Origin of the sequence: Cupriavidus malaysiensis (genome assembly GCF_001854325.1) — a bacterium.
Lineage (GTDB): Bacteria > Pseudomonadota > Gammaproteobacteria > Burkholderiales > Burkholderiaceae > Cupriavidus > Cupriavidus malaysiensis.
On the sequence record NZ_CP017754.1, the window covers coordinates 170,915 to 197,647 of the forward strand.

The 26,733-nt window shown below is 70.6% G+C and carries 19 protein-coding genes; 10 read left to right on the forward strand and 9 right to left on the reverse strand.

Going from position 1 to position 26,733, the window contains the following annotated elements; all coding sequences use genetic code 11:
• Positions 1–106: 106 nt before the first annotated feature.
• The 4 genes from pbpC to BKK80_RS00805 form a co-directional block, all read right to left on the reverse strand.
• Positions 107–2,443, reverse strand: coding sequence for a penicillin-binding protein 1C (gene pbpC / locus BKK80_RS00790; RefSeq protein ID WP_071068422.1), 2,337 nt, complete (start codon positions 2,441–2,443; stop codon positions 107–109).
• Complete coding sequence (locus tag BKK80_RS00795) at positions 2,440–3,141, reverse strand: lysoplasmalogenase (protein WP_071068423.1); 702 nt, start codon at positions 3,139–3,141, stop codon at positions 2,440–2,442. The genes pbpC and BKK80_RS00795 overlap by 4 nt, the downstream gene beginning before the upstream one ends.
• Positions 3,138–9,215 (reverse strand): alpha-2-macroglobulin family protein, encoded by a 6,078-nt coding sequence (locus BKK80_RS00800; protein WP_071068424.1) that lies wholly within the window; start codon positions 9,213–9,215, stop codon positions 3,138–3,140. Before BKK80_RS00800 ends, BKK80_RS00795 begins: the two co-directional genes overlap by 4 nt.
• Before the next feature lie 87 nt (positions 9,216–9,302).
• Positions 9,303–9,776, reverse strand: a complete 474-nt coding sequence (locus tag BKK80_RS00805) for an Lrp/AsnC family transcriptional regulator (RefSeq protein WP_071010440.1) — start codon at positions 9,774–9,776, stop codon at positions 9,303–9,305.
• A gap of 216 nt (positions 9,777–9,992) precedes the next feature.
• Here BKK80_RS00805 and phhA point away from each other — a divergent pair, with 216 nt between their 5' ends.
• The 4 genes from phhA (at position 9,993) to BKK80_RS00825 (ending at position 13,842) form a co-directional block, all read left to right on the forward strand.
• The gene (phhA, locus tag BKK80_RS00810) at positions 9,993–10,928 is read left to right on the forward strand and encodes a phenylalanine 4-monooxygenase (protein WP_083384178.1); all 936 of its coding nucleotides are present in this window, start codon (positions 9,993–9,995) and stop codon (positions 10,926–10,928) included.
• Between the two features lie 193 nt (positions 10,929–11,121).
• A complete protein-coding gene (locus tag BKK80_RS00815) occupies positions 11,122–11,424 on the forward strand; it encodes a 4a-hydroxytetrahydrobiopterin dehydratase (RefSeq protein ID WP_236903738.1) in 303 nt (100 codons plus the stop codon).
• Between the two features lie 118 nt (positions 11,425–11,542).
• On the forward strand, positions 11,543–12,247 hold the full coding sequence (locus BKK80_RS00820; protein WP_071010443.1) for a response regulator transcription factor: 705 nt from the start codon (positions 11,543–11,545) through the stop codon (positions 12,245–12,247).
• Between the two features lie 20 nt (positions 12,248–12,267).
• Complete coding sequence (locus BKK80_RS00825) at positions 12,268–13,842, forward strand: sensor histidine kinase (protein ID WP_071010444.1); 1,575 nt, start codon at positions 12,268–12,270, stop codon at positions 13,840–13,842.
• Positions 13,843–13,861: 19 nt separating this feature from the next.
• Here BKK80_RS00825 and BKK80_RS00830 read toward each other — a convergent pair whose 3' ends face one another.
• Entirely contained in the window at positions 13,862–14,407 is a 546-nt protein-coding gene (locus BKK80_RS00830; protein WP_071010445.1) for an SET domain-containing protein, read from the reverse strand.
• Positions 14,408–15,707: 1,300 nt separating this feature from the next.
• On the opposite strand from BKK80_RS00830, the gene BKK80_RS00835 reads away from it, so the two are divergent.
• The 4 genes from BKK80_RS00835 (at position 15,708) to BKK80_RS00850 (ending at position 19,131) form a co-directional block, all read left to right on the forward strand.
• Positions 15,708–15,986 carry an HU family DNA-binding protein gene (locus tag BKK80_RS00835; protein WP_071010446.1) on the forward strand — a complete coding sequence of 93 codons (279 nt, stop codon included), beginning with the start codon at positions 15,708–15,710 and terminating at the stop codon, positions 15,984–15,986.
• A 225-nt stretch (positions 15,987–16,211) separates the two neighbouring features.
• Positions 16,212–17,183 carry a DUF2272 domain-containing protein gene (locus BKK80_RS00840; RefSeq protein ID WP_071068426.1) on the forward strand — a complete coding sequence of 324 codons (972 nt, stop codon included), beginning with the start codon at positions 16,212–16,214 and terminating at the stop codon, positions 17,181–17,183.
• Positions 17,184–17,335: 152 nt separating this feature from the next.
• Positions 17,336–18,100, forward strand: coding sequence for a class II aldolase/adducin family protein (locus BKK80_RS00845; protein ID WP_071037730.1), 765 nt, complete (start codon positions 17,336–17,338; stop codon positions 18,098–18,100).
• 56 nt (positions 18,101–18,156) lie between these two features.
• On the forward strand, positions 18,157–19,131 hold the full coding sequence (locus tag BKK80_RS00850; protein WP_071068427.1) for a 2-dehydropantoate 2-reductase: 975 nt from the start codon (positions 18,157–18,159) through the stop codon (positions 19,129–19,131).
• Positions 19,132–19,323: 192 nt separating this feature from the next.
• Here BKK80_RS00850 and rarD read toward each other — a convergent pair whose 3' ends face one another.
• Positions 19,324–20,244 carry an EamA family transporter RarD gene (gene rarD / locus BKK80_RS00855; RefSeq protein ID WP_071068428.1) on the reverse strand — a complete coding sequence of 307 codons (921 nt, stop codon included), beginning with the start codon at positions 20,242–20,244 and terminating at the stop codon, positions 19,324–19,326.
• Between the two features lie 143 nt (positions 20,245–20,387).
• Positions 20,388–21,515 (reverse strand): TRAP transporter substrate-binding protein, encoded by a 1,128-nt coding sequence (locus BKK80_RS00860; protein WP_071010451.1) that lies wholly within the window; start codon positions 21,513–21,515, stop codon positions 20,388–20,390.
• A 737-nt stretch (positions 21,516–22,252) separates the two neighbouring features.
• Here BKK80_RS00860 and BKK80_RS35270 point away from each other — a divergent pair.
• A complete protein-coding gene (locus BKK80_RS35270; RefSeq protein ID WP_418235887.1) occupies positions 22,253–23,923 on the forward strand; it encodes a carbohydrate porin in 1,671 nt (556 codons plus the stop codon).
• Here BKK80_RS35270 and BKK80_RS00870 read toward each other — a convergent pair.
• On the reverse strand, positions 23,907–24,653 hold the full coding sequence (locus BKK80_RS00870) for an aquaporin (RefSeq protein ID WP_071068429.1): 747 nt from the start codon (positions 24,651–24,653) through the stop codon (positions 23,907–23,909). The genes BKK80_RS35270 and BKK80_RS00870 overlap by 17 nt on opposite strands.
• Before the next feature lie 206 nt (positions 24,654–24,859).
• Positions 24,860–25,351 (reverse strand): hypothetical protein, encoded by a 492-nt coding sequence (locus BKK80_RS00875; protein ID WP_071010453.1) that lies wholly within the window; start codon positions 25,349–25,351, stop codon positions 24,860–24,862.
• Between the two features lie 306 nt (positions 25,352–25,657).
• Here BKK80_RS00875 and blaOXA point away from each other — a divergent pair, with 306 nt between their 5' ends.
• On the forward strand, positions 25,658–26,461 hold the full coding sequence (blaOXA, locus tag BKK80_RS00880) for a class D beta-lactamase (RefSeq protein WP_071068430.1): 804 nt from the start codon (positions 25,658–25,660) through the stop codon (positions 26,459–26,461).
• Positions 26,462–26,733 lie beyond the last annotated feature (272 nt).

The window sequence follows — 26,733 nt, forward strand, 5'->3', positions numbered from 1 at the left end:
AAAACGGCGGTCGCCAGGGTGATGCCGGCGCCGCGCGGGGTCGAGCCGCGATTATCGGCGATGCCGCACGCAGGCTGCCAGCAGGCAGGCCGCCGCCGAAGCACGTTCAGCCGCCCGGCCGCCCGGCAGGCGCCGGCGTGCGCGCCACGGCCCCGCGCACCTCGACGCCGACGCGGTCGAGCACGCGCCCGTCGGCCGAGACCAGCTCGAACTGATGGCGCCCCGGCCAAGGCAGCCAGGCCACCTCGGCGCCACGCGCCAGCAGCTGGCCGTCCAGGCGCCAGCCGACCCCGCGCGCGGGCGCGCCGCCGGCTGCTTCCGCGCGCAGCCACACGCGCTGCGCGGCCGGCGGGATATCGGGATCCAGCGCGAAGATGGTGCCGTCGGCGGGGCTGGCGATGGCCGCCACGCCGGCATCGACCCCGACGCGCGCGCTCGCCGCCGGCCGGCCCCGCTGCTTCGGCCCGCCTGCGCCCCCATCGACGGCTTCACCAGCCGCGCCGGCGACGCGTACCCATGTCAGCGCCGTGCCTGCCAGGAACACCTCCTCGCGCGCCGGCTCGAGGTCGCCGTCGAAACGCAGCGCCACCCGCTGCACGCCGGCCGGGGGCGCTGGCGGCGCGCTCGGCAGGCTGCGGTGCAGGGTGTCCATCACCTCGTGCCAGACCGGCGCGGCACCCGACACGCCCGATACCTCGTGCATGCTCGCGCCGCTCGCATTGCCCACCCATACGCCCACCGTGTAGCGCTCGGACCAGCCGATGCACCAGTTGTCGCGCATGTCCTTGCTGGTGCCGGTCTTGACCGCGCTCCAGTAGCGCGTGGTCAGCGGGCTGTCGAGACCGAAGGTACGCGCGCGCGCATGGCGGTCGGACAGCACGTCGGCGACCACGTAGCTGGCCGCCGGCGACATCACCTGGCGCAGCTTGCCGGGAGCGGCCTCCAGGCGCATCCGCACCGGTCCGTAGCGGCCGCCGTTGGCCAGCGCGCGGTAGGCGTTGGTCAAGGCCAGCAGCGGCACGTCCGCGCTGCCCAGCGCCAGGCTGTAGCCGTAGTAGTCGCCGGCCTCGCTGAGCGGCAGGCCGAGCGCCACCAGACGCTGGCGGAAGCGGTGCGGGCTCACCATCACCAGCGTGCGTACCGCCGGCACGTTCAGCGACGAGGCCAGCGCCGCGCGCATGCTGACCCAGCCGGCATAGCGGCGGTCGTAGTTCTGCGGCACGTAGAGGCCCCCGCCGGTGGGCAGGTTGACCGGGCGGTCGTCCAGCAGCGAGGCGGCGGTCAGCCGCTTCTCCTCGAGCGCCTGCTCGTAGAGGAAGGGTTTGAGGGTGGACCCCGCCTGGCGCAGCGCGGCGGCATGGTCGACCTGTGCCGCCGACGACAGCACGCCGGAAGAACCCACATAGGCGAGCACGTCGCCGCTGGCGTTGTCGAGCACCACCACGGCGCCGTCCTCCACCTGCCGCCCCGCCAGCTCGCGCAGGTGACGCTGCAGGCTGGCCTGCGCCACGCGCTGCAGGCCGGCATCGGCGGTGGTGGCCAGGCGCGCCGGCAGCGCGGAGCGCGGCGCCACGGCGCGCGCCTGTGCCAGCGCGGCGCGCGCCAGGTGCGGTGCCAGCGCGGCACGCGCGGCCTTGTCATCCATACCGCCCATCCCGTCCATACCGTCCAGACTGGCCGCACCGGCCGGCGCACGCGCACCGCGCAGCAACACCAGTTGGGCGAAGCCCTCCAGGCCGGCGCATTCCTGTGCCCGCCCCATCTCGCGCAGGATGCCGCAGGCGCGCTGCGCCACGCGCCGCGCCGGCGCATTCGGCGCGCGCACCAGCGCCACGGCCAGCGCCGACTCGCGCGCATCGAGCCCGCCCGGCACCTTGCCGAACAGCGCCTGCGACAGCGCCGCCACGCCCACCAGTTCGCCGCGCAGCGGCACCAGGTTGAGGTAGGCCTCGAGGATCTGCGCCTTGCTCCAGCCACGCTCCAGGGCGGCCGCGGCCGCGGCCTGGCCGAGCTTCTGCGCGAGGCTGCGCTGGCCGCCCGGGCGGCGCAGGTTGTCGTCGAGCAGGCCGGCCAGCTGCATGGTCAGCGTCGAGGCACCGCGTGTGCGCGTGTTCCACAGATTGGCCCAGGCGGCGGCGGCCACGCCTTGCCAGTCGATGCCGCTGTGGGCGTAGAAGCGGCGGTCCTCGGACAGCACGATGGCATGGCGCATGGCCGGCGAGATCTCCTCCAGCGCGACCCAGTCGCCGCGGCGCGCCTGGAAGTCCTCGCGCACGCGCGCCAGCGTTTCGCCATGACGGTCGAGCACGACCACGTCGGCGCTGCGCCAGCCGGCCTTGACCGCGTCGAAGCCGGGCACCGCATGCGCCATCCGCGCCGCCAGCACGCCTGCCAGCAGGCAGGCGGCGGCCAGCGCGCGCCGCGGCGGCACCATCCGCGTCATCCGTTCCGCCCGGCGGTCACGCCCGCCACCAGCAGCACCTGCGCCGCCGCGTAGGTCCACCAGATACCGAGCTGGTAGCTGTCGAACGGGGAGAGGAAGCGCGCCATGCCGATCATCGCGTCCGACGCGGCGAAGCAGAGCGCGCCCAGCGCCGCCAGCGGCGTGGGCAGGCGCGCCACCAGCGCCGTGCACGCCATCGCCGCCAGCGCGCACACATAGACCGCGACCGGCACGGTCAGCGTGCCGAGGTTGGGCCAGAAGCGCCCCAGCAGCGTGCCCGCCGCGCCCACCACGAGGCCGCAGCCGACCAGGCGCGGCGCGCGCCAGTCGCCGGCCAGCGGCAGCAGCAGCACGATGTAGGCCAGGTGCGCCAGCAGGAAGGCGCCGAGGCCGCCGACGAAGTAGTGCGGCAGGCCCGGCAGGCACAGCAGGAAGTCGCCCAGCGCCGAGCACAGCAGCGCCGCCACCAGCCAGCGGCGCTCGCGGCGCGGCTGGTGGAACCAGGCCGCGCGCGCCAGCATCAGCGCCATGGCGGTCTTCCAGGCCGGCTGCAGCGCGATCTGGCCGGCCAGCGGCGCGCCCTCCGGCAGTTCCATCGCGGCGCTGACCAGCAGGCCGCCGTAGATCACCCCGGCCAGCGCACCGGCCATCCACCATTCGCGCACGCGCGCGGGTATTCTCATCGCCAGCCAGCTCACGGCCGTTCCCCCACCAGCAGTTTGGCGTTCGGCACCGCGCCGAACACATCGGGTGCATACATGGCTTCGACGCGCGTCGGCGGCAGGGCGAACTCACCTGCGTTGTTCAGCCGCACCGTGTACTCCACCGAAGCCGTCCCCTTCGGCACATAGGCGTAGTACTCACGGTAGGCCTGCGGCGTACGCTCGGTAAAGGCCGGCCAGGCGCCGCGGCGCTGCTCGCCCCGTGTGGCGACCTCCGAGTCCCGCCCCAGGCCGCTGCCGAGGATGGTGGCGCCCGCCGGCAGCGGGTCGCTGACCACCACCCAGCTCATGTCGGCCTGCGCATCGAACTCCAGCTTGACCCGGTACACGTCGCCGCGCGACCACTTGCCGGGCACCGCCTGCTCCACTGCCGTGAGCGTGCGGCGGATACGGTAGCCCGCCGCGAGCGGCTCGCGCAGCGGCACCGCCGCCAGCGCGCGCACCGTCGCCCATGGCCGGCCGCCGCCGCCATGCTCGAGGCGCAGCGTGGCGGGCACCCCGTCGGCCGCCGCCGCCGGCCACGGCAACATCACGCTGCCGCGCGCCAAGTCCTGGCCCTCGCCACGTGTGGCGCGCGCCCAGTCGAAGCTGCGCCCGGCCTCACCGCCGCCGTCCAGCGCGATGCGGGTGCTGCCCGTCACCGCACCGTGCTCGAAAGCCTGCGCGAAGCGCGCGATGGCCAGCGTGCCCCAGGCGTTGGCGGTGGTGGTGTCCCAGGCGCCGCGTACCTGCCGCCCCAGCAGGCCGGCCGCGAGACGCGGCGCGTCGTCCTTCCAGCCGGGCAGCTCGGTGGCCAGCGCGAGCAGCCGCGCGGCATTGCTGTCGGCGCCCTGCATCAACCACCACAGGTGGTCGCCCGACTCGGTCGAGAACGCCAGCCGCGTGCCCTGCACCGTGAGGCGCGCGCGCAGCAGTTGCTGCGCCTGCTCGAGCCGCGCCGCGCGCTGCGGGATGTCGGGCAGGCGCGTGAGCACCGCGATCCAGTCGAGCAGCGCCGAGGTCGGCCACTGCGCGGGCTGGAGCTGGATCGAATCGAGCATGCGCGGCTGCGCGTGGCCGCTGCGCGAGAGCGCCTCGATGGCGGCCAGCTTGCGCAGCTCCAGGTCCTGCGTCGGGGCCCAGCGCTGGCGCTGGATGCGTCCTTCGACGAAGGCGGCCAGGCCGCGCTCCATCTGCTCGCGCTGCGCCTGCGGCAAGCGCAGCGGCAAGCCGGCGCGTGCCGCCTCGTCGGCGATCGACAGCAGGTAGGCGCTCAGCACTTCGCTGCCGCTCTCGCCGTCGTCGCGCAGGGGGAAGTAGGCGGCCAGCCCGTCGCGGTCGAGATAGGTCGGCAACTGCGCCATCAGCGCATTCCACGCCGCCGCATCGCCCAGCCCGATCGCCTGCGAGGCACGCTGCTCCAGGCAGCTGAAGGGATAGGCGCGGAACCACTCGCGCACGCCGGGCATGCCGCCCGCCAGCGACGACTGCAGCGCCACCTGCAGGCCGCCGCGCGGCCGCTGGCTGCCCGGCTCGGCGAGCGCGCCGGCCGGCGCGCGCACCGGCACGGACAGGCTCGGCGCAAGCTGGCCCAGGGTGGCCTGCTGCACGGTGACCGGCACCGCCGGCACCACCTGCTGCGACAACTTGATGCGATCGGCGGCGCCGCCACCGCCCTGTTCGCCGCCCTGTTCGCCGGCCTGTACCTCCCACTGCAGGCTGGCGCTGCGCGTATCGGCCAGGATGTCGGGCACCGTCACCTGCCAGCCGATCTCCTGCGCGGCGCCGGCGGCCAGCCGCACCGTCTGCGGCGGCAGCGCCTGCTGCTGGCCCGGCAGGCTGGCGCGCGCCGTGGCCACCACCGTCATCGCGCGCGCGGTGGTATTGCGCAGCGTGAACATGGCGCGGTAGCGGTCGCCTTCGCGCACCAGCTGCGGCAGGCCGGCGATCAGCTGCAGGTCCTGCGTGGCCGCGATGGTGGCGCTGCCGCTGCCGAAGCGGCCCACGCCCTGGTCGGCCACGGCGACGACGCGGAAGCGCGTCAGCGAGTCGTTCAGCGGCACCGTCAGCGTGGCCTTGCCGGCGCTGTCGAGCGTCACGCGCGGGTTCCACAGCAGCAGGGTGTCGAACAGCTCGCGCGTCGGGCTCTTGCCGCCGCCGCCGCCCGCCGGCACCGCCTTGCGGCCATAGTGGCGGCGGCCGATGATCTCCATCTGCGCGGTGGCGGTCTCCACGCCGTAGCCGCGCCGCTGCAGCATGGCGTCGAGAACGTCCCAGCTGCGGTTGGGCATCAGCTCCAGCAGTGCCTCGTCGACCGCGGCGAGCGCCACCTCGCCGCCGGCGGCGGGACGGCCGTCGGGCAGCGTGACCTGTACCGTCACCTGCGCCTTGCCGCGCACCGGGTAGCTGGCCCGGTCGGTGCTGACCTTGACGTCGAGCCGGTGCGCCTCGCTGCCGACGCGGATCTCGGCCAGGCCCAGGCGGAAGGCCGGCTTGGACAGGTCCACCAGCGGCGTCGGCGCGCTCCATGCGCCGCCCTCGCCGCGGAAGGCGCGCCACCATTCGAGCGGCTGGCGCCAGCCCCAGGTGAAGAAGGAATACCAGGGAACCTCGCGCAGGCGGCCGCGCACGGCGAGCACCGAGACGTAGACATTGGGCCCCCACTCGGGCTTGACCTTGAGCCGCACGGTCGGGTCCTTGCCGTCGAGCTCGACCACGCTGGTCTGCAGCACACCCTCGCGTTCCACCGAGACCAGCGCGGTGGCGTGGCGGAACGGCATGCGCGCCTGGAACACGGCGGTTTCGCCGGCTGCGTAGGACTTCTTCTCGGGCAGCAGGTCGATGCGGTCATGGTCTTCGCCGCCGAACCACAGCTCGCCCTGGCGCGTCACCCACACCGTGGTGGCCGCACGCGAACTGCGTCCGGCATTGTCGCGCGCGCTGGCCACCAGCTCGATCTGGCCGGCCTGCGCCAGCGCCACCTCGCAGCGTACCCGCCCCTGCGCATCGCTGCGGCCCTCGCACACGGTGCCGAGATCGCGGCTTTCGCTGCTGTTGTCGTAGCGGTAGAAGCCGCCCACCACGCGCTTGCGCGCCGAGGTGACGATGCGCGCGCGGGCCTGGACCTGCACCGGCACGCCGGCCTGCGGCCTGCCGGCGGTATCGAGCACCAGGCCATGCACCACGATCTTCTGCTTGACCGAAGCCCAGCCCTCGGTGCGGATGCCCGCCACCACCGCGGCCGGCCACAGCGGCACGGTCTGGCGCAGCGTCTGCAGCTCGCCGTTGGGATCGGCGAAGCCCGCTTCCAGCAGCAGGTCGCGCGGCGCATCCAGCGCCGGCAGCTTGCGCACCGTGACCTTGCCGGCACCGCTCTTGTCCAGCGCCAGCGGCAGCTTGTCGGCCACCAGCTTCTGGCCGTCGTCGCGCGGCGCGGATTCGCCCTCCTCCACGTCCTCGTCGCCGCCCGCCGACTCCTGGCGCGCGCGCGGCGCGGCGAAGGAGTAGTCATCGTAGTCGGGGAAGAACACCGCCTTGTCGCGCAGCAGCGCCGACACGCGTACCGGCAGGCCGGCGGCGGCACCGCCGGCGACATAGTGGACCTCGACGTCGACCGGCAGCTCGGCCGGCGCCACCACCGGCGCGGCCGTGCCCGCCTTCAGCGTGCCGGCCAGCACCGGCAGGCGGAAGGCCTCGACGCGGAAGCTGCCGCTGGAGAGGCTGTCTTCCTGCGCCTGCTGGCCTTCGCCACGGCGCGTCACCAGTTCCACGTCGTAGCTGCCGAGCTTGGCCTCGGGCGGGATCTGGAAGCTGCTTTCGGCGCTGCGCCCGCCGCTGGCGGTGGCGCGCCACTGCAGCGGCAGTTCGTAGGTCTGGTCGCTGCCGACGTGGCGCATCACCACCTTGGCCGGCAGCGCCTGGCCCGCGCCCGGCAGGCCGAAGCCCTGCGCGGTCTCGATGCGGATCAGGTGCTTCATCGACACGGTCTCGCCGACGCGCAGCAGGGTGCGGTCGAAGATGGTGTGCGCGCGCACGGTCGGCGCGGCGCTGGTATCGGTCGGCACGTTGAAGCGCCAGCTCTCGATGCCGCGGTTCCAGTCGGACATGACGAAGGCCATGTCGGCCTGGCCGCGCGCCTGCGGATGATCGGCGCCGATGCGCGCCGAGACGAAGTAGCCCGACAGGCCGGTGTCGTCGCACTGGCGCTCGCGCACGTCGTCGAAGGCGGCGAAGCGCGCCACCCCGTCCGCGCCGCTGCGGCCCTGCGCCAGCAGCCGGCCGCTGCAGTCGCGCAGCGCCAGCACCGCGTCGGCCACCGGCTTGCCATCGTCGAGCGCGGTCACCCAGGCCAGGCCGCTCAGCCTGCCGGCGCCATCGCCGCGCGCCAGCTTGAAATGCACGCCCAGGTTGGTCACCAGCACGGCGGTGCGCACGTACATCGGCGCGGAGCGGCCCAGCAGCGCCTCGCCCAGTGCCGGCGAGGCTACCTCGACCACATGGAAGCCCGCTTCGGGCAGCGGTACGCCGACCACTTCGAAGGGCCGCTTGTCCTTGCCGTCCCCCAGCGGCAGCGCCAGCTGGCGCGCACCCGGCGCGCGCGCCAGCAGCGACACGCTGCGCGTCTCGATCTGCGGCGCGTTGCGCGGGTTGGCGACGGCCGACGGCGAGCGCCCGGCCAGGATGGCGTCGAGCTCGCCGCGCGTCCAGCTGGACTCGTGCAGGCGGCGCACCAGGCCCAGCCAGCGCAGCACCGCGCCATCCTCGTCGACCTTGAGCCGGCTCAGGGTGCCGGCCTGCGCGCGCAGGCCCTTGAGCGCGAGATCGGCCTCGACATTGCGCACGGTCAGCGGCAGCAGCGGCGGGTAGTCGGCCGGGGCCTTGCCCTTGGGCACTTCGCCGAAGCGCTCCACCACGCCGAACGGCGCCGCGGCGAACTTGGCCAGCGGCGGCATGGCGGCGGTCTCGACCCTGAGCGGGAACAGGTCGGCATTGGACAGCGCGCGCCCGCTCTCGTCGCGCAGCTCGCGCGGCACCTCGAGGGTCAGGCTGGCGCGCTCGGGCAGCAGCGCGGGGAAGCTCAGCCGGCTCACGCTCGCGCCGGGCGCGAGGCCGGCGTCGAACTGCGGCGCGCGCGGGCCGGACGGCGTCTTCAGCACGATGTGCTCGGCCGCCTTGCGCGGCACCGGGGCCGAGAAGCTGAGCGTGAGCGGGCGCAGCGGTGTGCAAGGCGCCTGGGCCCGTTCGCGTTCGCAGCTGAAACCGGCCGTGAACGGCTCGCGCACGGTGTAGTCGAAGCGGCGATCCTCGCGCGTGGCCACGCCGCCGGGCGTGGCGATGCCGGCACCCAGCACCAGTTGCATGCGCGCACCGGAAGGCAGGCGCTGCTGGCAGGCCAGCAGGTGCACGGTGCCGTCGGCCTGCGCATAGCGCTTCCAGCGGATCGCGTCGAGCACGGCATCGCGCTCCTTGCCCTCCAGCAGCCGCACCGGGATGCGCTCGCCCAGCCCCTGTGCCTGGCACCAGGCATGCTCGCGCAGCGAGGCGGCGGAGGCGGCACCGTTGAAGCGCAGCGCGAAGACCTGGTCTTCCTCGATCTCGCCACCTGCCGGCCGGCTCGACAACACCGCCGGGCCGCCGGTCTCGAAGCGGTATTCGCGCTTGCCGGAGAAAGCCTTGCCGGCGACGCTGGCGAGGCCGGCAGCGATGCGCACGGTGCAGTGCACGCCCGGCGCCAGGTCCTGGGGGAAATCGAACACCCAGTTGCGCGCATCGACCCAGCGCGGCTGGCCGCCGGCGTCGGCACCACCGCTGCACGACACGCTGGCGGGCGCGGCCGCCTGCAGGTCGCCCAGCGGCACCATATCTTCGTCGAAACGGATCGCCACCTGGCGCACCTGCGGCACCACCCCCTCGGGAGACAGGCGCGCCACCTGGGCCGCCTGCACCGGGCCGGCGAGCGGCCCCGCCAGCGCCGCCGCCAACAGCAGGGCGAGCGCCGCGCCGGCTTCCCGGCACTGCCGGCCGGCTCCGTGGACGGCCCGACGGACAGCCCGAGCGATGTTCTCCCGCATCTGTGCCTTCTCCCCTGTTGGCATGCGGCGAGGGTGACATGCGGCCGCGGCGAGCGCAAGCCCGTGGCGCATACGCCACGTCGCACTTCAGCGCAGTTGCGACAGCGGCAGCGGCCCGTCCTGCTTCAGCGCGGTCAGCACGATGTTCGAGCGCACGCTCTCCACCCCGGTCACGCGCATCAGCTTCTTCATGGTGAATTCGGCCAGCGTGGGCAGGTCGGCCACCACCACGCGCAGCAGGTAGTCGGCCTCGCCCGCCACCGAGTAGCACTCCTGCACCTCCTCCAGCAGCAGGATGTCCTCGCGGAAGCGCTCGATGATGGCATCGCCGTGGTGGGCCAGCTTGACGCTGACGAAGACCAGGACACCCAGGCCCAGCTTCGCCGGCGCCAGGGCCACCCGGTAGCCGGTGATGACGCCGTCGGCCTCCAGGCGGGCCAGGCGCCGTCCGACCTGGCTGGGCGACAGGTGCACGCGCTCGGCCAGCTGCTGGTGGGTGGAGCGGCCGTCGGCCTGCAGCGCGGCCAGCAGGGCGAGGTCGTAGGGATCGAGCGAAACCATGGCGAAGGGCTCCCGAGGCAGGGCCGGCGGTGCAATGCGGGATTTCCGCATCATTATCTTGTGGTGCGCATATTACGCGCACCACAAAGCGATTCCAAGCCGAATTTGCGGGCAAATTTCGCGGGTGGATGGCTAGACTGTGCAGATAATCCGCAGCGGATACCCGATCGCCGCTGCCCATGCGCGCGACGCCGCGCGGAGACACACCTTATGGACATGCAAAGCACCGCCGCCAGCCAGGCCGGCACCCCCGCCGGCTTCCAGGGCACCCTGACCGACAAGCTCAAGGAACAGTTCGACGCCGGCCTGTTGTCGGGCCAGGAACTGCGCCCCGACTTCACCATCGCCCAGCCGGTGCACCGCTATACCGAGAGCGACCACGCGGTGTGGCGCAAGCTCTACGAGCGCCAGGCCTCGATGCTGCGCGGCCGGGTCTGCGACGAGTTCCTGCAAGGCCTGTCGACCCTGGGCATGGGCAAGGACCGCGTGCCCGACTTCGAGCAGCTCAACGAGACGCTGATGCACGCCACCGGCTGGCAGGTGGTGGCGGTGCCCGGCCTGGTGCCGGACCACGTCTTCTTCGAACACCTGGCCAACCGCCGCTTCCCCGCCAGCTGGTGGATGCGCAAGCCCGAGCAGCTCGACTACCTGCAGGAGCCCGACTGCTTCCACGACGTCTTCGGCCACGTGCCGCTGCTGATCAACCCGGTCTTCGCCGACTACATGGAAGCCTACGGCAAGGGCGGCCTCAAGGCGGCCTCGCTGAACGCGCTCGACATGCTGGCGCGCCTGTACTGGTACACGGTGGAGTTCGGCCTGATCCGCACCGACGCGGGCCTGCGCATCTACGGCGCCGGCATCCTGTCCAGCCAGGGCGAGTCCCTCTACAGCCTGGACTCGGCCAGCCCCAACCGCATCGGCTTCGATGTGCGGCGCATCATGCGCACGCGCTACCGCATCGACACCTTCCAGAAGACCTACTTCGTCATCGACAGCTTCGAACAGCTGTTCGACGCCACCCGTCCCGACTTCGCGCCGCTCTACGAGTCGCTGCGCGCGCTGCCCACGCTGGGCGCGGGCGATGTGGCCGAGGGCGACCTCGTGCTCAATGCCGGCACCCGCGAGGGCTGGAGCGACAGCGACGACGTTTGAGCCGGCGGGGCCCGGCCCCTTGCCTCACTTTGTGAAACAATGCCGGCATGCGCCCGGGTGCCGCCACGGCGGCGCGCGGACGGGCCGGCATGCCCCGTTCCGCCCCTGACGCGATCGCTGCGCGCCTCATCGCGCAGCGCAGCCGTGTCGCCCTTTGTGTCGCCCTTCCCCGATCGAGATCGCTATGACCACCCTGACCGCCCTCTCCCAGCAGGAACGCGCCCCGCTGCTGGCCACGCTGCCCGGCTGGACCGCCGTGCCTGACCGCGACGCCATCCGCAAGCCATTCACCTTCGCCGACTTCAACGCCGCCTTCGCCTTCATGACGCGCGTGGCGCTGGCCGCCGAGAAGGCCGACCACCACCCGGAGTGGTTCAACGTCTACAACCGGGTCGACATCACCCTGTCCACCCATGACGCCAACGGCCTGACCATGCGCGATATCAACCTGGCCCGCTTCATCGAGCAGGCCGCGGCCTCGCTGGGCCAGCGCTGAGCGCTGCCGCGCCGCCGGCGGGGGCGCGGGGGAATTCGCGGCGGGCCGGGCCGGCGCCCTGTACAATCTGCAGCCAGCAGCCGTATCCATCCCCTTTCCCGCTTTTCCCCCTGCCGTTATGCGTATCCTGCTGATCGAGGACGACCGCCAGATCGCCAGTGGCGTCGAAGCCGGCCTGTCCCAGGCCGGCCACCAGGTGCGCGTGGTGCACGATGGCGTCTATGCCACCGAACACCTGATGCGCGAACAGCATGACCTGGTCATCCTGGACCTGGGCCTGCCCGGCATCGACGGCATGACCCTGCTGGCGCGCTACCGCGCCCGCAACCGCACCACCCCCGTCATCATCCTGACCGCGCGCGACGAGCTGGAAGACAAGCTGTCCGGCCTCAACGCCGGCGCCGACGACTACCTGGTCAAGCCCTTCGCGCTGCCCGAACTGGAAGCGCGCGTGCGCGTGCTGCTGCGCCGCAGCCAGCACGGCGAAGCCGCGCCCGAGCGCGACGTGCGCCTGGGCAGCCTGCGCCTGTCGGGCAACGACCGCCGCATGTTCATCGACGGCAAGCCGCTGGAACTGTCGCCGCGCGAGTTCGCCGTGCTGGAACTGCTGCTGCAGCGCCAGGGGCGCGTGGTCAGCAAGGCACAGCTGCAGGACCACCTGGCCACCTTCGCCCATCCCGCCGGCGAAGGCGGCGATACGGTGGGCGACACCGCCATCGAAGTCTATGTGCACCGCGTGCGCAAGAAGCTCGAGGAAAGCGACGTGGAGATCGTCACCGTGCGCGGCTTCGGCTACCTGCTGCAGATCCGCGCGGGCCAGTAAGCGCCCCGCGCCGTTCCACCATGTGGCTGCGTTCCAGGCCAGGTCCCAGCGCCCCCGCCGAAGGGAGCGCGCCAGCGGCCCGGCCGGCCTCCTCGCAAAGCCTGCGGGTCCACCTGCTGCGCGAGCTGGCCACGCCGCTGTTCGCCCTGGTGCTGACCAGCGGCTCGCTCTCCTACTGGCTGGCCGCCCACTACACCACCCAGGTGTTCGACCGCGCGCTCTACGGCGTGGCCAACAATATCGCCCAGCAGATCCGCATCGCCGGCCCGCGGCTCGAGCAGGACATCCCCATGATCGCCCAGACGCTGGTCGAGGCCGAAGGCAGCGACCGCATCTACTGGCGCATCCACGGCCCCGACGGACTGATCGGCGGCATGGACACCTGGCTGGGCTACGGCACCGGCCAGACCACGCTGCACGATGCCCGGCTGTTCTATGCCTGGTTCAGCGGCCGTCAGGTGCGCGCGGTGCGCCTGCCGGTCAACCTGCCCAGCGCCGCCGCCGACGAGTTCGCCACCAGCGTGCAGGGCAAGCCGCCGCGCGGGCCCATCGTGGTGGAGGTGGCCGAGCTGCTGGACCGGCGCGAGGCGGCCGCCAACGAGATCCTGCTGTCGGTGTCGGTGCCGCTGATCCTGCTGCTGCTGGTGGGCAGCCTGATCCTGTCGCACGTGCTCAAGGAAGAGCTGGTGCCGCTGCAGCTGCTGACCGACAAGCTCAACCGGCAGACCGCGCGCTCGCTGGCGGCGCTGGACGAAACCCAGGTGCCGGCCGAGGTCGAGCCGCTGATCCGCGCCCTCAACGCGCTGCTGTCGCGGCTGCGCGACGCGCTCGATGCGCAGCGCAAGTTCATCGCCGATGCGGCGCACCAGTTGCGCACACCGCTGACCGCGGTCAAGCTGCACGCCGACCGCGCCATGTCGGCCGACAGCCTGGAGGTAGCGCGCCATGCGCTGCGTGAACTGCAGATCTCCTCGGACCGCGCGGTGCGCCTGTCCAACCAGCTGCTGTCCCTGGCGCGCGCCGAGCCGGGCCTGTCGCTGGAGCGGCTCGGTCCGGTCGAGTACTTCGACCTGGCCGAGATGGCCTTCGAAACCGGCGCCGAATGGGTGCCGCAGGCCCTGGCACGCCATATCGACCTGGGCTTCGAGACCCTGCCCGGCCCGACCTTCACCGGCACCGCGCCCTCGGTGGTGCGCGGCAATCGCCTGCTGATGCGCGAAGCGCTCAGCAACCTGCTCGACAACGCGGTCAAGTATGTGCCGCCGGGCGGGCGCATCACAGTGCGCGCCGGCGGCGAGACCCTGGGCCACCGCGGCATGGCGGTGGTGATGATCGAAGACGACGGTCCGGGCATCGCGCCGGCGCGGCGCGAAGAAGTGTTCAAGCGCTTCTTCCGCGGCGACCATGGCCCGGCCACGACCACGCCAGGCGCAGCGCCGGGCGGTGCCGGCCTGGGCCTGGCCATCGTCCACGAAATCGTGACGCTACATCAGGGCACCATCCGCATCGAAGACGTGCCTGCGGCCGAGACCGACGGCACGCCGGCGATGCGTTTCGTCATCCGCGTGCCCTGCGAAGCCCCCGGCACGGCCTGAGACCGGCCGCGCCCGCCCCTTACTTCTTGTTCTTCGGCGCCAGCATGGTGCCCCGGCACTCGGGGCTGCCGCAGCGGCAGGCGTATTCGGCCTTCAGCTTCTTCGTGTAGCGCGCATCGATCACCAGGCCGTAGTCGTAGAACAGCTCCTCGCCCGCCGCCAGGTCGCGCAGTGCATAGATATGCACCTTGCCTTTCTTCTCGCGCGCCTCGCAATTGGGCTCGCAGGCGTGGTTGATCCAGCGCGCGCGATTGCCGCCGAACTTGGCGTCGATCACGTCACCGCCTTCCAGGCTGAAATAGAAGGTGTGATTGGGATCCTCGGGATCGTGCGGGTGGCGTTTGAGGGCCTCCTTCCACGAAATGCGCTCGCCCTTGTACTGGATCACGCGCTCACCCGCCGCGATCGGCGCGATCGCGTAGACACCCTTGCCGTGCACCCCCGACTGGCGCACCTCGATGCGGTCGCGCGCATCCTTGCGGGCCTTGCCAGGCTTGTCCCCCTTGGCCTGCGCCGCCTGTTGGCCCTGCTGATCCTGCTGTTCCGGTTTCGACTCGTCCACCATTTGCCTTCCCATGCCTTCCCGCCCCTTGCCGGGCGCGCCTGCGCCAGCCCTCCGGCGCGATCGCGATGATAACCGGCCGTGATGACGACAGCATCCCCGGGGCTACCGGGGCTACCGACACACCACGTATACGTCGAGCCGTCCGCTGCCCCCCGCACACCGTATACGCCGTACACCGCCCGGCTACGCGGCGGCGCATACCTCACCCAGGGTAAAACGTACGGAAAACGCACACGCACCCCGCCCCTCGCGGTGGATAAACCGGGCCATTTCTGTGGATAAGCACGCGCATTGCATGTGGGGCGGCTGGGGTTCGCATGGGGATGGCTCAGGCATAAGTCGGAGTCCGCGCTCCCGTCATCTCATCCAGATGGTTGAGTCATCCACCCCGGCCAACATGCCGTCCGTGCACTTACCGTTAACGCAAGACCTTGATTTACCTGGAGAAAGACGGGTTATCCACAGAAGAGGCAGGCGTTTACCTACTACCACTATCTGTATACATGAAAGAACGATGTAAACCCGATGGGCTTCGCCCTGCCAGCAGCGAAAAACGGGCCCCCGTTCCCGGAGGTCGGCCAAGCGGCCCTGCCTGTTCGATAGGCAACGGGATCGTGAAGGCTCGCCGGGTATACGTGGCGCGGCGTATACGCTTTGCGCGGCGAACCCGGATCGGCGCTCGCGGTCGACGTATACGCCCCGCCCGCGCGGTCACGGAGCGGCAAGCGTCCTCCCTCACGTAAACCGTCCGGCTGCCGTTTACCTTCCCGTGCCATCTGTGGACGAGCGGGGCGGCGCGGATTCGCGGCGTGAATAGCTGGCGGGGGGTGTCGTCGCGAAGCTGCAAGATAGTGCAGGTTGCCGATAGCCCGACAGCGCGTTGCGGATTCGGTGCTGCGTCAGGTGCGGCCGCCAGGCCATTCAGGCCCGCCGGGAGGCTGCAACGCTGCCACAGGCCCGCGGAGTCCCCGGGAGGCCTGTGGAGCCCCTGCGAACGTCTGGGAGGGGCTGGGAGGGGGCTGGAAGGCGCTGCGCCACGTTTCAGGCCTGGGAGCGTTCCTGGAGCTCCTGTCGCGATCCTGGGCCTGCTGGCGGCCGGACAGGTGTCCGCGACCTGCCGCAGGCGCATCGCACCTCATACGCCGGGCCGGAGATGTATCCGTGCCTGTAACAATCTGTTCCCGGTGCGCTCGGCCCGACACGGTATGATGTGGCCCGCAGCGCCAGGGCCGGCGCCGCTGCCAACGGCATCGGCACGGTCCGGGACACTGTGTTTTATCAACTCGATACGGAGTGAAGCATGACGAAAACCGAACTGATCGACGCCATCGCCGCCGGCGTGGACGGGCTCACCAAGGCCAAGGCAGAACAGGCACTGAACGTGACCCTGTCGGCCATCATGGATGCCGTGGCCAAGGGCGATACGCTCAGCCTGATCGGCTTTGGTACGTTCAGCCAGGGCGAGCGCGGTGAGCGCATGGCACGCAACCCGCGCACCGGCGAAGAAATCAAGGTCGAGGCCGCCAAGACCGTGAAGTTCAAGGCCGGCCAGAAGTTCAAGGACGCCGTCAACCAGTGAGTGGTAGCGGGCCCTGACGGAAGCCCGATCGTATGACCCCGCCGTGCCGCCACCCCCGTGCCTGAAGGCGCAGGAGTGGGCCGGGCGGGGACGTTATCCACAAGACTTATCCCGTTCCGGGTGGATCTGTTGCAGGGGGCGGAAAGGTCGCTCGCACGACTGCGCAGGCCGGTAGTAAAGTCAATCAAATCAAGCGGGTCCGCACGCTTCTCCCCGAGGTGGCCAATGGCGATCCGGTTCTTGCCAAGCCTGCTCGCACAGGCTTATTCACAAGTCTCTCCACAGGCGATTCCACAAAATTTTCCACAGCGAGCCGCGCGCTGGCTGGTGCTCTCTGCCGCCCTGGCCGCCCTGGCGGCCTGCAGTACCGAGCCACCTGCTCCGGCCCGCCCGCAGGCCATCCCCTTGCCGGACCTCGAGCGGCCGGTGACCTCGCCCGGGGCCACGCCGCGCCAGCGCATCGTCGAGATCGCGCTGCAGGAGTGGCGGCGCTGGGGCGGCCAGACCGTGCGCCTGGGACGGGACGATACGGCCTGCGTGATCGCCACGCCCCTGCCCGCGCCGGTCATCGCCTCCCCCGCCTCCGGCGAAGGCCAGGAGGAAGCGGCTTCGGCCGACAGCGAGGCCGAGAACAGCCGCCCCGACGAGGATTGCCCGAACTTTCCCGACGGCACCGGCGTGGAGGCGACCGCCCAGGGCTGTACCATGGCCCAGCGCTACTGGGGCATCGTCGGCAAGCAGCCGAGCTGCGAGCAGGTGACCCAGCCGAACTGGGCGTGGTCGGCAGTGTTCATCTCCTGGGTGCTGCGCAAGGCGGGCCTGGACGATAGCCAGTTCCTGACCGGAGCCTCGCACTCGATGTACGTCACCGATGCGCGCGACCATGTACTGCCGCGGCCGGCGTTCCACGTCGAGGCCGTGCCGGCGATGCCACGCCCCGGCGATCTCATCTGTGCCGCGCGCGGGCGCGACAAATACCTCGGCAGCCCGGCGGAGATCGGTTTCGGCACCACGCCCATGCACTGCGACATCGTGGTGGAGGTCGATCCGGCGGCCGGGCTGGTCAAGGCGATCGGTGGCAATGTCCAGCAGTCGGTGTCGATGGAGCTGGTCGAGCTGGGCGATTCCGGCCAGCTGGACGGCGTGACCAACTCGCACATGCCGTGGCTGCTGGTGATGCGCAACGACCTGCGCTGAAACCGGCTGCGGAGTGCGGCAAGTTTGCCGCCGGCGTCGGGCGCCCCCTATAATGATTAACACATTAACTAAATGTGTCGGAAAGGAGACGGCGCGCCGGCGCGGTTCCGAGCGGGCGCGGTCCGGTTCCCCACCGCTGCGAGGAGACCCGCATGCCTGCATCGTGCCATCCGCTCGAGTGGGAAGCCCGCGTCAAGCTGGCCGCCTGCTATCGCATCTTCGACCGGCTCGGCTGGACCGAGTTGATCTACAACCACATCACGCTGCGCCTGCCCGCCGAGGCCAGCTGCGGCGCTGACGGCGGCGCCCATTTCCTGATCAATCCCTTCGGCCTGCGCTATGCCGAGGTCAAGGCTTCCAACCTGGTCAAGGTCGACCTGGCCGGCAAGGTGGTCGGCGACAGCCGCTGGCCGGTCAATCCGGCAGGCTTCACGGTGCATGCCGCCATCCATGCCGGCATTGCCGGCGCTCACTGCGTGATGCACACGCATACCACCGCCGGCATGGCGGTGGCCTGTTCGGCGGCGGGGCTGTCGATGAGCAACTTCTACGCGGCCCAGCTGTTCGACAAGGTCGCCTACCATCCCTTCGAGGGCATCACCGTCCATGAAGACGAGGGGCCGCGGCTGGTGCGCCATATCGGCGACAAACCGGCGGTGATCCTGCGCAACCACGGCCTGCTGGCCTGGGGCGATACGCTGGCGCGCACCTTCAGCACGCTCTGGCTGCTCAACCGGGCCTGTGAGATCCAGCTCGCCACGCTGTCCATGGGGGCCGCCTTGCCGGTGTCGGAAGACATCCGGCGCAAGTGCACGCGCGATTCCCTGCAGTTCGATCCCCGCTTCGGTGCCGGTGAGGACGTGTTTGCCGCGCTGACCCGGGAAATTGATGCGATTGATTCATCGTACAAGGAATAGATTGCAATGATTCTTCGTGTGAATACTATGAGCGCCGTCGACCGGCGCGGACGGCCATGAGCGGGGTCTGCATCGTGGGGGCCGGCGCCGTCGGCGGTTTTATCGGCGCCCGTTTGGCCAAGTCCGGGCAGGCCGTCCAGGTGCTGGCACGCGGGCACACGCTGGAGGCCTTGCGCAAGCAGGGCCTGACCCTGATCGAGGGCGGCCAGACGGCGGCTTACGCCGTTCGCGCCGAGGACGATCCGGCCCGGCTGGGCGTGCAGGACATCGTCGTGATCGCGGTCAAGGCGCCCGCCTTGCCGGCGCTGGCGAGCGGCATCGGCCCGCTGATCGGGCCCGATACCGTGGTGGTGACGGCGATGAATGGCGTGCCGTGGTGGTTCTTTGCCCGTCCTGGCCCCTGCTCTGGCCTTGCGCTGGCTTCGGTGGATCCCGATGGCGCGATCGGCCGGGCCATTCCCGCGCGGCAGGTGCTCGGCTGCGTGGTGCACCTGACCGCTTCCACGCCGGCGCCCGGCACGGTGCGGCACGGTTTCGGCGCGCGCCTGATCCTGGGGGCTGCCGGCGGGGGGAGCGACGCGCGCGTCGAGCGGGTGGCGGGACTGCTGGCGGCGGCAGGCTTCGAGGTCGAGGTATCCTCTGCCATCCAGCAGGACATCTGGTTCAAGCTGTGGGGCAATATGACCATGAACCCGGTGTCGGTGCTGACCGGGGCCACCTGTGACCGCATTCTCGACGACCCATTGGTCAATCGTTTCTGCCTGGCGCTGATGGAAGAAGCCGGCCGCATCGGCGCGGCCATCGGCTGTCCCATCGCGCAGAGCGGCGAAGAGCGCAACCGGGTCACGCGCAAGCTGGGGGCCTTCAAGACCTCGATGCTGCAGGATGCCGAGGCCGGCAGGCCGCTGGAAATCGATGCGCTGGTCGGCGCGGTGCGCGAGATCGGCAGCCACGTCGGCATCGCCACGCCCAATGTGGATGCCCTGCTCGGCCTGGTGCGCCTGCATGCGCAGGTGCGGGGCTTGTACTGAGGCGGAGGGCTGGCCGGCTCGGCTGCCGGCCGTGTGCGCCGCCATCCAATTCGCAGTATCAATCAATGCATCGATCTTTTCTTGTATATGATTCGTCGCATTGATTTTTCTGCATTGAGCCACCTCCGGGAAGAAGCCCAGCGGAGGGGGCATTTTTCTGCAATTGCCCCATTTTGATTCACCGGATGAATTTTATTCCGACTGGGTTTCCACTGCTTGATTCGTGGCATGGATCTTTCGGGGCATGGAGCGACGCGCCATCCAGAAGCCCTCGGCCGCATACAGTGCCAGCGAGAGCCAGATCATGCCGAAGCCGACCTGCTTCGCGGGCGGGAACGGTTCATGCCACAGCCAGACGCCCAGCAGCAGCTGCAGCGTCGGGCCGGTGTACTGCAGCAGGCCCAGCAGCGACAGCGGGATGCGCCGCGCGCCGGCGGCGAACAGCAGCAGCGGCACGGCCGTGATCGGGCCGGCCAGCACCAGCAGCGCCTGCATGCCGGTCCCGGCACCGGCGAAGCCGGCCTGGCCGTGCTGGAACAGGTACCACAGCGCCAGCCCGGCCAGCGGGAACAGCAGCAGGGTTTCGAGCGACAGGCCTTCCAGTGCGCCCAGCGGAGCCATCTTGCGCAGCAGGCCGTAGCCTCCGAAGGTGCCCGCCAGCACCAATGCGATCCAGGGCAACTGGCCGGCGCTGATCGTCAGCCAGCCCACCCCTGCCGCAGCCAGGCCGATCGAAGCCCACTGGCCCGGACGCAGCCGTTCGTGCAGGAAGAGCACGCCCAGCAACACGCTGACCAGCGGATTGATGAAATAGCCCAGGCTGGCGTCGACCACGCGTCCGGCGTCGACGGACCAGATGTAGGTGAACCAGTTGCCGCACAGCAGCAGCGCGCTGATCGCGAACACCGCGAGCACGCGCGGCCGCCCCAGCGCCGCGCCCAGCCAGGCCCAGTTGCGCCGCCAGCTGAGCACCAGGGCGAGGAAGACCAATGACCACACCATCCGGTGCAGCAGGATTTCCAGGGGAGCGATGCCCTGCAGGGTCTTGATGTAGAGCGGAAGCAGGCCCCAGAGCAGGTAGGCCAGGAGTGCGTAGAGAATGCCGATTTGCATGGTGGATCCGGTTGATCGGCAGATTCTAGTGGGCCTCGGCGATTCCTGCCGGAGGCGCCTCCCGTGCCGGGCGCCGGTGCCGGCCGGCCATGAAAAACGGGGGCCAGGGCCCCCGTTTCCATGTGCTGCGGCGATTGCCGTGCTTACAGCTTGCGCGCGTAGCTGAACTGGGCGAAGGCCTGCTCGGCTACATTGAACCAGGCGGCTTCGTTGTTGCGGAACACGCGCCAGTCGTCGTAGATCTTCTTGAACGAGGCGTTCTTGGCGCATTCGTCGGCATAGGCTTCCTGCGTCGCCTTGAAGCAGGCCTCCATGATCTCCTTGGAGAAGGGGCGCAGCTTCACACCGTTCTCCAGCAGGCGGGCCAGCGCTTGCGGGTTCACGGTGTCGTACTTGGCCATCATGTTGGTGTGCGCCTCGAAGGTGGCTGTTTCCAGCGCGCGCTTGTACAGCGCCGGCAGCTTCTCGTATTCGGACGCCGAGGCGTAGAAGGACAGCTGCGCGCTGCCCTCCCACCAGCCCGGATAGTAGTAGTAAGGCGCGACCTTGTAGAAGCCCAGCTTCTCGTCATCGTAGGGGCCGACCCACTCGGCCGCATCGATGGTGCCTTTCTCCAGTGCCGGGTAGATGTCGCCGCCTGCGATCTGCTGCGGCACCACGCCCAGGCGCTGCAGCACCACGCCGGCGAAGCCCGCCACGCGGTACTTCAGGCCCTGCAGGTCGGCCACGGTCTTGATTTCCTTGCGGAACCAGCCGCCCATCTGGGCATTGGTGTTGCCGCCCAGGAAGTTGACCACGTTGTAGTCCTTGAAGAACTCGCGCATCAGCTTCATGCCGTTGCCCTGCAGCATCCAGGCGTTCTGCTGGCGCGCGGTCAGGCCGAAGGGAATGGTGGTGTCGAAGCACAGCGTCGGGTTCTTGCCGAAGTAGTAGTAGCCGGCGGTGTGGCCGATCTGCACCGTGTTGTTCTGCACGGCGTCCAGCACCTGCAGGCCTGGCACGATCTCGCCCGCGGCGAAGACCTTGATGTTGAACTTGCCGTCGGTCAGTTCCTTGACCCGTGTCGACAGCGTCTCGGCACCGCCGAAGATGGTGTCCAGCGACTTCGGGAAGCTCGAGGCCAGGCGCCATTCCACGGCAGGGTTGCTGCCGACCACTGCCGGCGCCGCGGGCGCATTGGTGGCGGCGGGCTTCTCTTCCTTGCCGCAGGCGGCCAGTGCGCCGGCGGCCGCGGCGGCCGAAGCTTTCAACAGGAAGGAACGACGTTCCATTGGGTTCTCCTCGTCTTTTATCGATATGGTGCGCCGGCGGGGGCAGCGCGCGTCGGCGCTGCCATGGCGCTTTCAAGACCGGCGGCGCGGGCGCGTCGCACCGGCCCTGCCCCGGGCGGACAACGGCACCATCGCTGGCGCCATCGGGGCTGTCTGCGACAATGTCGGACGCGCAATATGTCCGGCCCATAAGGCAAGCCGATCGATTATAGCGGTGGCCCTTTCGCCACGGAGGCCTTCCCACGTCCGGGTTTTCGCTAGGAAATCGTCGAACAACAGCTGTCCCCGGCGCCACCCCACGGTGTCTTGCCGGCAGCGTTCCGCATCATGAGAAGTCCACGGAGCGATGGATTTTGTAACCCGGCTTGCTGTCCAATCGGACGGCTGATACAACCTTCGACCTGCCGGTCCCGCGCCGCCGGCCATTCTGCAGCATGCCTTCCTTTCCGCCTCCCTGCTTCCGCCGACCCGCGATACTGCGCCTGTGCGCGGTTGCGCTGGCCGTCCACAGCCTGGGCGCCTGCGCACAGGTGGCGCCGGCAGCAGCCGGGGTGGCAGGCGCGTCAGCGGACGCGGATCCGCTCGCTGCCCTGCTCGGCACGGCCGATGCGCCGCCGCGCCCTTCCGCATCTCCGGCGGCGCCCCCGGCGCCGGCCAGTGTGGATGCTGCCAAGCCGCTTCCCGAACCGGCCGCCCGCGCTGCCGCGGCGACCGCGCCGGATCCGCTCTCCCAGCTCTTGCAGGCGCAAGGCAGCGGGGCATCGCAGGCGTCCGCCGATGCGGCCACGCCTGCTGGCGTAGCAGCCGGGGCGTCTGCTGCGCCAGCTGTCGCTGCCGGCAGCGATGCCGTCGCACAGCCCGCGCCACAACCCGGGCCGCAGCCCGCGCAGGAAGCCGCCCAAGCGGCGGATGCAGCGAGTGCCGCGGTGGCTCCGGCTCCGCCACCGCCGCCACCGCCGCCGCCGGTGGTGCTGTTCCCGAAGCGCCTTGGTGAATTCCTGCCTGAGCGTCCGCTCCCCCCGCCGCCGCCCCCCGCTGCGACCGTGGCGGTCGATCCTGCCGCCGCCGCAACGGATCCGGCCGCTGCCGGGTCGCCGGACCGGCCGGCCGCGGCCTCCACGGCTGCCACAACTGCGCCCGAGACCGATGGCGCTCCGGTTCCCGCCGTGGCCGCCGGCGTCCCCACCGCACAGGACGCGGCGCAGGCTGCGGCCGCCGGCACCGGCGAAGTGGACACCGCTCCCCCGGTCCTGCGCTCGCAGATCCCGGAGCAGGATCCCGCCGAGGAGTCGGTCTGGCGCTTGAGCTACAGCGGGCGGGCCGCCATCGAGGATGGCATCGCGACCCTGCACGCATGCGCCGGCGGTTCGCTGTCCACCGGCATCGGCCACGGCCTGGCCTGCAAGAGCACGGGCCAGGTCAACGTGAAGGAAGCGCTGTTCTCGCTCGACGGCGGTGCGCAGGTCGAGGTGGTCGCCAAGGCCAAGGGTACCGACGTGACGACCATCAACGGGCGTCCCGTCGCCGTCGACCCCTATCAGTTGCTGCCGCAGATCTATACCGCGGTCAGCGGCCTTTCCGTGCTGGACGGCGCCACCATGTGGGCTGGGCGGCGCGAGGAGTCGCCGTTCCTGATGTCGTCCGGCCTGCTGCCGCCGAACTCCCCGGCCATGCGTTTCGGCGTCGACAATGCGCGCTTCGGCGATATCGGCCTCAACTACCAGTACACGACGCGCAACGATATCGGCGGGCAGAGCCTGCCCAGCTACCACTCGGTGCGGACCGGGCCGATTGCCACCAACGAGCAGGGTTCGGTCCAGCTCGGCTTCACCCACGTCGAAGCGCAGCCGCTGGTACAGGCGACCGGCGGCGCCTGGTGGGCCTCGGCCATGCACGAACAGAAGGGCGTGCTGGCCGGCACCAACCGCCTGGGCCTGCAGTTCGGCGAAGGCGCGCGTACCGCCATGACCGGCTACAGCGGCATGGGGCCCGCGCTGTCGCGCGTGCGCATGGCGGAATCGCTCGAATGGAAGCGTGCCGACGGCCTCGGCCTGGCGGGCTCGGTGGAGTCCAGCCTGCAGTTCGACCGCTCGCCGGTCGGCCTGCTGCAATGGACCGCTACGCGGGTGCGGCCCGCCTACGTGGCCAGCGATCGCTTCAAGCTCGCCTTCGAGGTGGCGCACGACCAGATCTCGTCGGGCTTCGGCGTGGCCGGGCAACGCACCGCGCTGACCATTGCCCCCACACTGACGCTGGGCAAGGGGGCCGGCAATGCCAACCTGCGCGCCTTCTATACCTACAGCCGCGCGACCGATGTCGACGGCATCGCCTTCACCGCGCCGGCCGATGCCTGGACCTCGCAGAACTCGGGATCGGTATTCGGCATCCAGCTCAATCGGAGCTGGTAACCGGGCGTGCGGCCATGTGCCGTGCCGTGCTTGATGTCGCGCCTGGTGCCGTGCCTGGTGCCGGGTGGCGCGCCGACGCGGCGCACAGCCAGTCGAACACCAGCGTCGCGCTCAGGGCGCCCGCCAGCTGCGCCAGCACGAAGGCGGGCACGTCGGCCGCGCGGATGCCGGAGAAGCCTGCGGTGAGCGCGCATGCCAGCGTCAGCGCCGGGTTGGCGAAGGCGCTGGATGCCGTGAACCAGTAGCCGGCCATGATGTAGGCCGCCACCACCAGCGGCACCAGCGCGGGCCGGCTGCGCGCGGTGCTCATCGCCACGCCGATCAGGCCGAAGGTGGCGACGAACTCGCTCCACCACATCGGCGCGCCGGTGCGTGCCTGCGTCGACCAGGCGAGCAGCGGTGCGCCGAACATGGCGTGTGCGGCCATCACGCCGGCGATGCCGCCACCCAGCTGCAGCAGGGCATAGCACAGCGCGTCACGCGCAGAGAGGGCGCCGCGCACCAGTGCCGACAGGCTGACCGCCGGGTTCAGGTGGCCGCCCGACACCGGTTCGAGCGCCAGCAGCAGCGCCACCAGGGCGCCGCCCGAGGCCAGCGAATTGGCCAGCAGCGCGAGCGCGGTGTTGTCGCCGGCCAGGTTGCGTGCATGGATGCCCGAGCCGACCACGGCCGCGACCAGCAGCGCTGTGCCCAGGCCTTCCGCGGCCAGCCGCCGCGCCAGCGTGCTCACGGCAGGACGGCCGCGCGGCAGGCGGCGACGGCGCGTGCCGGCGAGGAGGATGGCAAAGCGGCGAGGGGCATGGCGGCGAGGGACATGGCGGTGGCTCGATGATGGACGCGGGAGCGCGCAGTGTTCCGCCTCCACGCGACCCGATCAAGGCGCCGCCAGGCGCTTGTGAATGAACCCTGCGTATCGTATCCGCCGGCGTGCGGCCGTCAGCGCAGCAGGAAGGCGATGTCCTTGGCGCCGATCTCGGCCAGCGGCACGCCCTTGCGGCGCTGGTAGAGGATGTGCTGGAGCACGCGCCGGCGCTGGCCGGAGAACACCACCGGATCGATCGGCAGGCCCAGGCGCGCGTAATGGTCGATCAGCAGCTTGTAGGCGCGATGGCGCATCTGCAGCGACTCACCGTCGGCGCGCAGCCGGCTGGCCTCGGCCGCGCCGTCCTGTTCCTGCTCGCGCGCCAGGCGCAGCGCCCGCTGTGCGGCCTCGAGCCGGGCGCGATAGTGGTCGCGCTGGGTGCGGGTCTCGTGCAACTGCGCGCGCAGTTCGCGGACCTTGTTCTGCAGCTTGAGCGCGACGCCGACCGTCTGCTGGATGCGCGTGGCGGCATCGAGCGCCTGGCTCGCTGCCGCGATGGTGGTGCGCCAGATGCCGCGCTCGTGCGTCTCGGCATCGTGCGGCCATCCCTTGCCCGTGTTTCCCATGAATGCCTGTGACCTTTGAAAAGACGCGGTTGCCGGATTGCTCGGGACCTTCCCTCACGATGTGTTGTCGGCAGCCGGCTGTACCCATCTGCCTGGCGCAGTGGACCAGGCTAGCCTCCAGGCTAACGGCCGCCAAGTAGAAGATGCTTAGATCTGAGTTCAACTGCCCCGGGATGCCGCTGCGGCCGGCAGGGTTACGCCGGTTACGGTGCGCGCGCTTGGCGCTTCGCCGCAGGGCCTCCTATGCTGCGCCTCGTGCGCCAGGCCTGGCCTCTGTCCCGAACGCTATCCAAGCAGGAGTCCGACTTGAGAACCTCAACGATCTTCGCCGCGCTGGGCGCGGCCGTCTTCACCCATGCGGCACGCGCCGAGGTCCTGTGCACCGCGCTGGCCGATGCCGCCACCGGCCAGGTGCTGGTGCAGGAAGGCCGCTGCGACCAGCGCACCAGCCCTGCCTCTACCTTCAAGATCCCGATCGCCCTGATGGGCTTCGACGCCGGGGTCCTGCACGACGAGCACAGTCCTGCGCTGCCCTTCCGCGAGGGCTATACCGACTGGAACCCGGCGTGGCGCCAGACCGCCGATCCGCAGATGTGGATGCGCGACTCCGTGGTGTGGTACTCGCAGCAGGTCACTCAGCAGCTCGGCGCGGCACGATTCGCGCGCTACGTGCAGGCCTTCGGCTACGGCAATGGCGACGTCCGCGGCGATGCGCGCAAGCCCGACGGGCTGACGCAGGCCTGGCTCGGCTCCTCGCTGCAGATCAGTCCGCTCGAACAGCTCGATTTCCTCGGCAAGCTGGTCCGCCGTGCCCTGCCGGTCAACCAGCAGGCCTACCAGATGACAGCGCGCATCACGGCGCTGGGCAGCCTGCCCGGTGGGTGGGAGCTGCACGGCAAGACGGGGGCGTGGAACTGGAGGCCCGGTGATGGCGCTGTCGGGCGTTTCGAGGCGATCGGCTGGTTCGTGGGCTGGGCGACCCGTGCGGACGGGCGCAGCGTGGTCTTCGCCAGGCTGACGCGGGAAGACAGGGAAGAGAAAGGCAGCCCCGGCCTGCGCGCACGTGAGGCCATGATGCGGGAATTGCCGCAGCGCCTGCAGGAGCTGTAGCGCGCGGGCCGACAGGCCTGCCTGAACAGCCTGCCGCCGCATCGAGGCGAGGGCACCAAAGAAAAACGGAGGCCGAAGCCTCCGTTTCTCAGCAAACCTGGTGGCCTGGGACGGAATCGAACCGCCGACACAAGGATTTTCAAAACGTACCGTAGACTCGAAGCCCGCGCCAGATAAGGCTTTGCGGGTAGTTCGAAAGCGGAAAGCGGCCTAGGTTCTGGTGCAACTTGGTACAAATCGGGCACAGATCGGAACGTTCGTGGCACATCACG

Coding starts and splice junctions, on each gene's coding strand:
- BKK80_RS00850 (WP_071068427.1), top strand. CDS start 18,157: ATGAGCGGGGTCTGCATCGTGGGGGCCGGCGCCGTCGGCGGTTTTATC.
- BKK80_RS00860 (WP_071010451.1), bottom strand. CDS start 21,515: ATGGAACGTCGTTCCTTCCTGTTGAAAGCTTCGGCCGCCGCGGCCGCC.
- BKK80_RS00875 (WP_071010453.1), bottom strand. CDS start 25,351: ATGGGAAACACGGGCAAGGGATGGCCGCACGATGCCGAGACGCACGAG.
- phhA (WP_083384178.1), top strand. CDS start 9,993: ATGCAAAGCACCGCCGCCAGCCAGGCCGGCACCCCCGCCGGCTTCCAG.
- pbpC (WP_071068422.1), bottom strand. CDS start 2,443: ATGACGCGGATGGTGCCGCCGCGGCGCGCGCTGGCCGCCGCCTGCCTG.
- BKK80_RS00820 (WP_071010443.1), top strand. CDS start 11,543: ATGCGTATCCTGCTGATCGAGGACGACCGCCAGATCGCCAGTGGCGTC.
- BKK80_RS00805 (WP_071010440.1), bottom strand. CDS start 9,776: ATGGTTTCGCTCGATCCCTACGACCTCGCCCTGCTGGCCGCGCTGCAG.
- BKK80_RS00840 (WP_071068426.1), top strand. CDS start 16,212: ATGGCGATCCGGTTCTTGCCAAGCCTGCTCGCACAGGCTTATTCACAA.
- BKK80_RS00830 (WP_071010445.1), bottom strand. CDS start 14,407: ATGGTGGACGAGTCGAAACCGGAACAGCAGGATCAGCAGGGCCAACAG.
- BKK80_RS00835 (WP_071010446.1), top strand. CDS start 15,708: ATGACGAAAACCGAACTGATCGACGCCATCGCCGCCGGCGTGGACGGG.
- BKK80_RS00825 (WP_071010444.1), top strand. CDS start 12,268: ATGTGGCTGCGTTCCAGGCCAGGTCCCAGCGCCCCCGCCGAAGGGAGC.
- rarD (WP_071068428.1), bottom strand. CDS start 20,244: ATGCAAATCGGCATTCTCTACGCACTCCTGGCCTACCTGCTCTGGGGC.
- BKK80_RS00800 (WP_071068424.1), bottom strand. CDS start 9,215: ATGCGGGAGAACATCGCTCGGGCTGTCCGTCGGGCCGTCCACGGAGCC.
- BKK80_RS00845 (WP_071037730.1), top strand. CDS start 17,336: ATGCCTGCATCGTGCCATCCGCTCGAGTGGGAAGCCCGCGTCAAGCTG.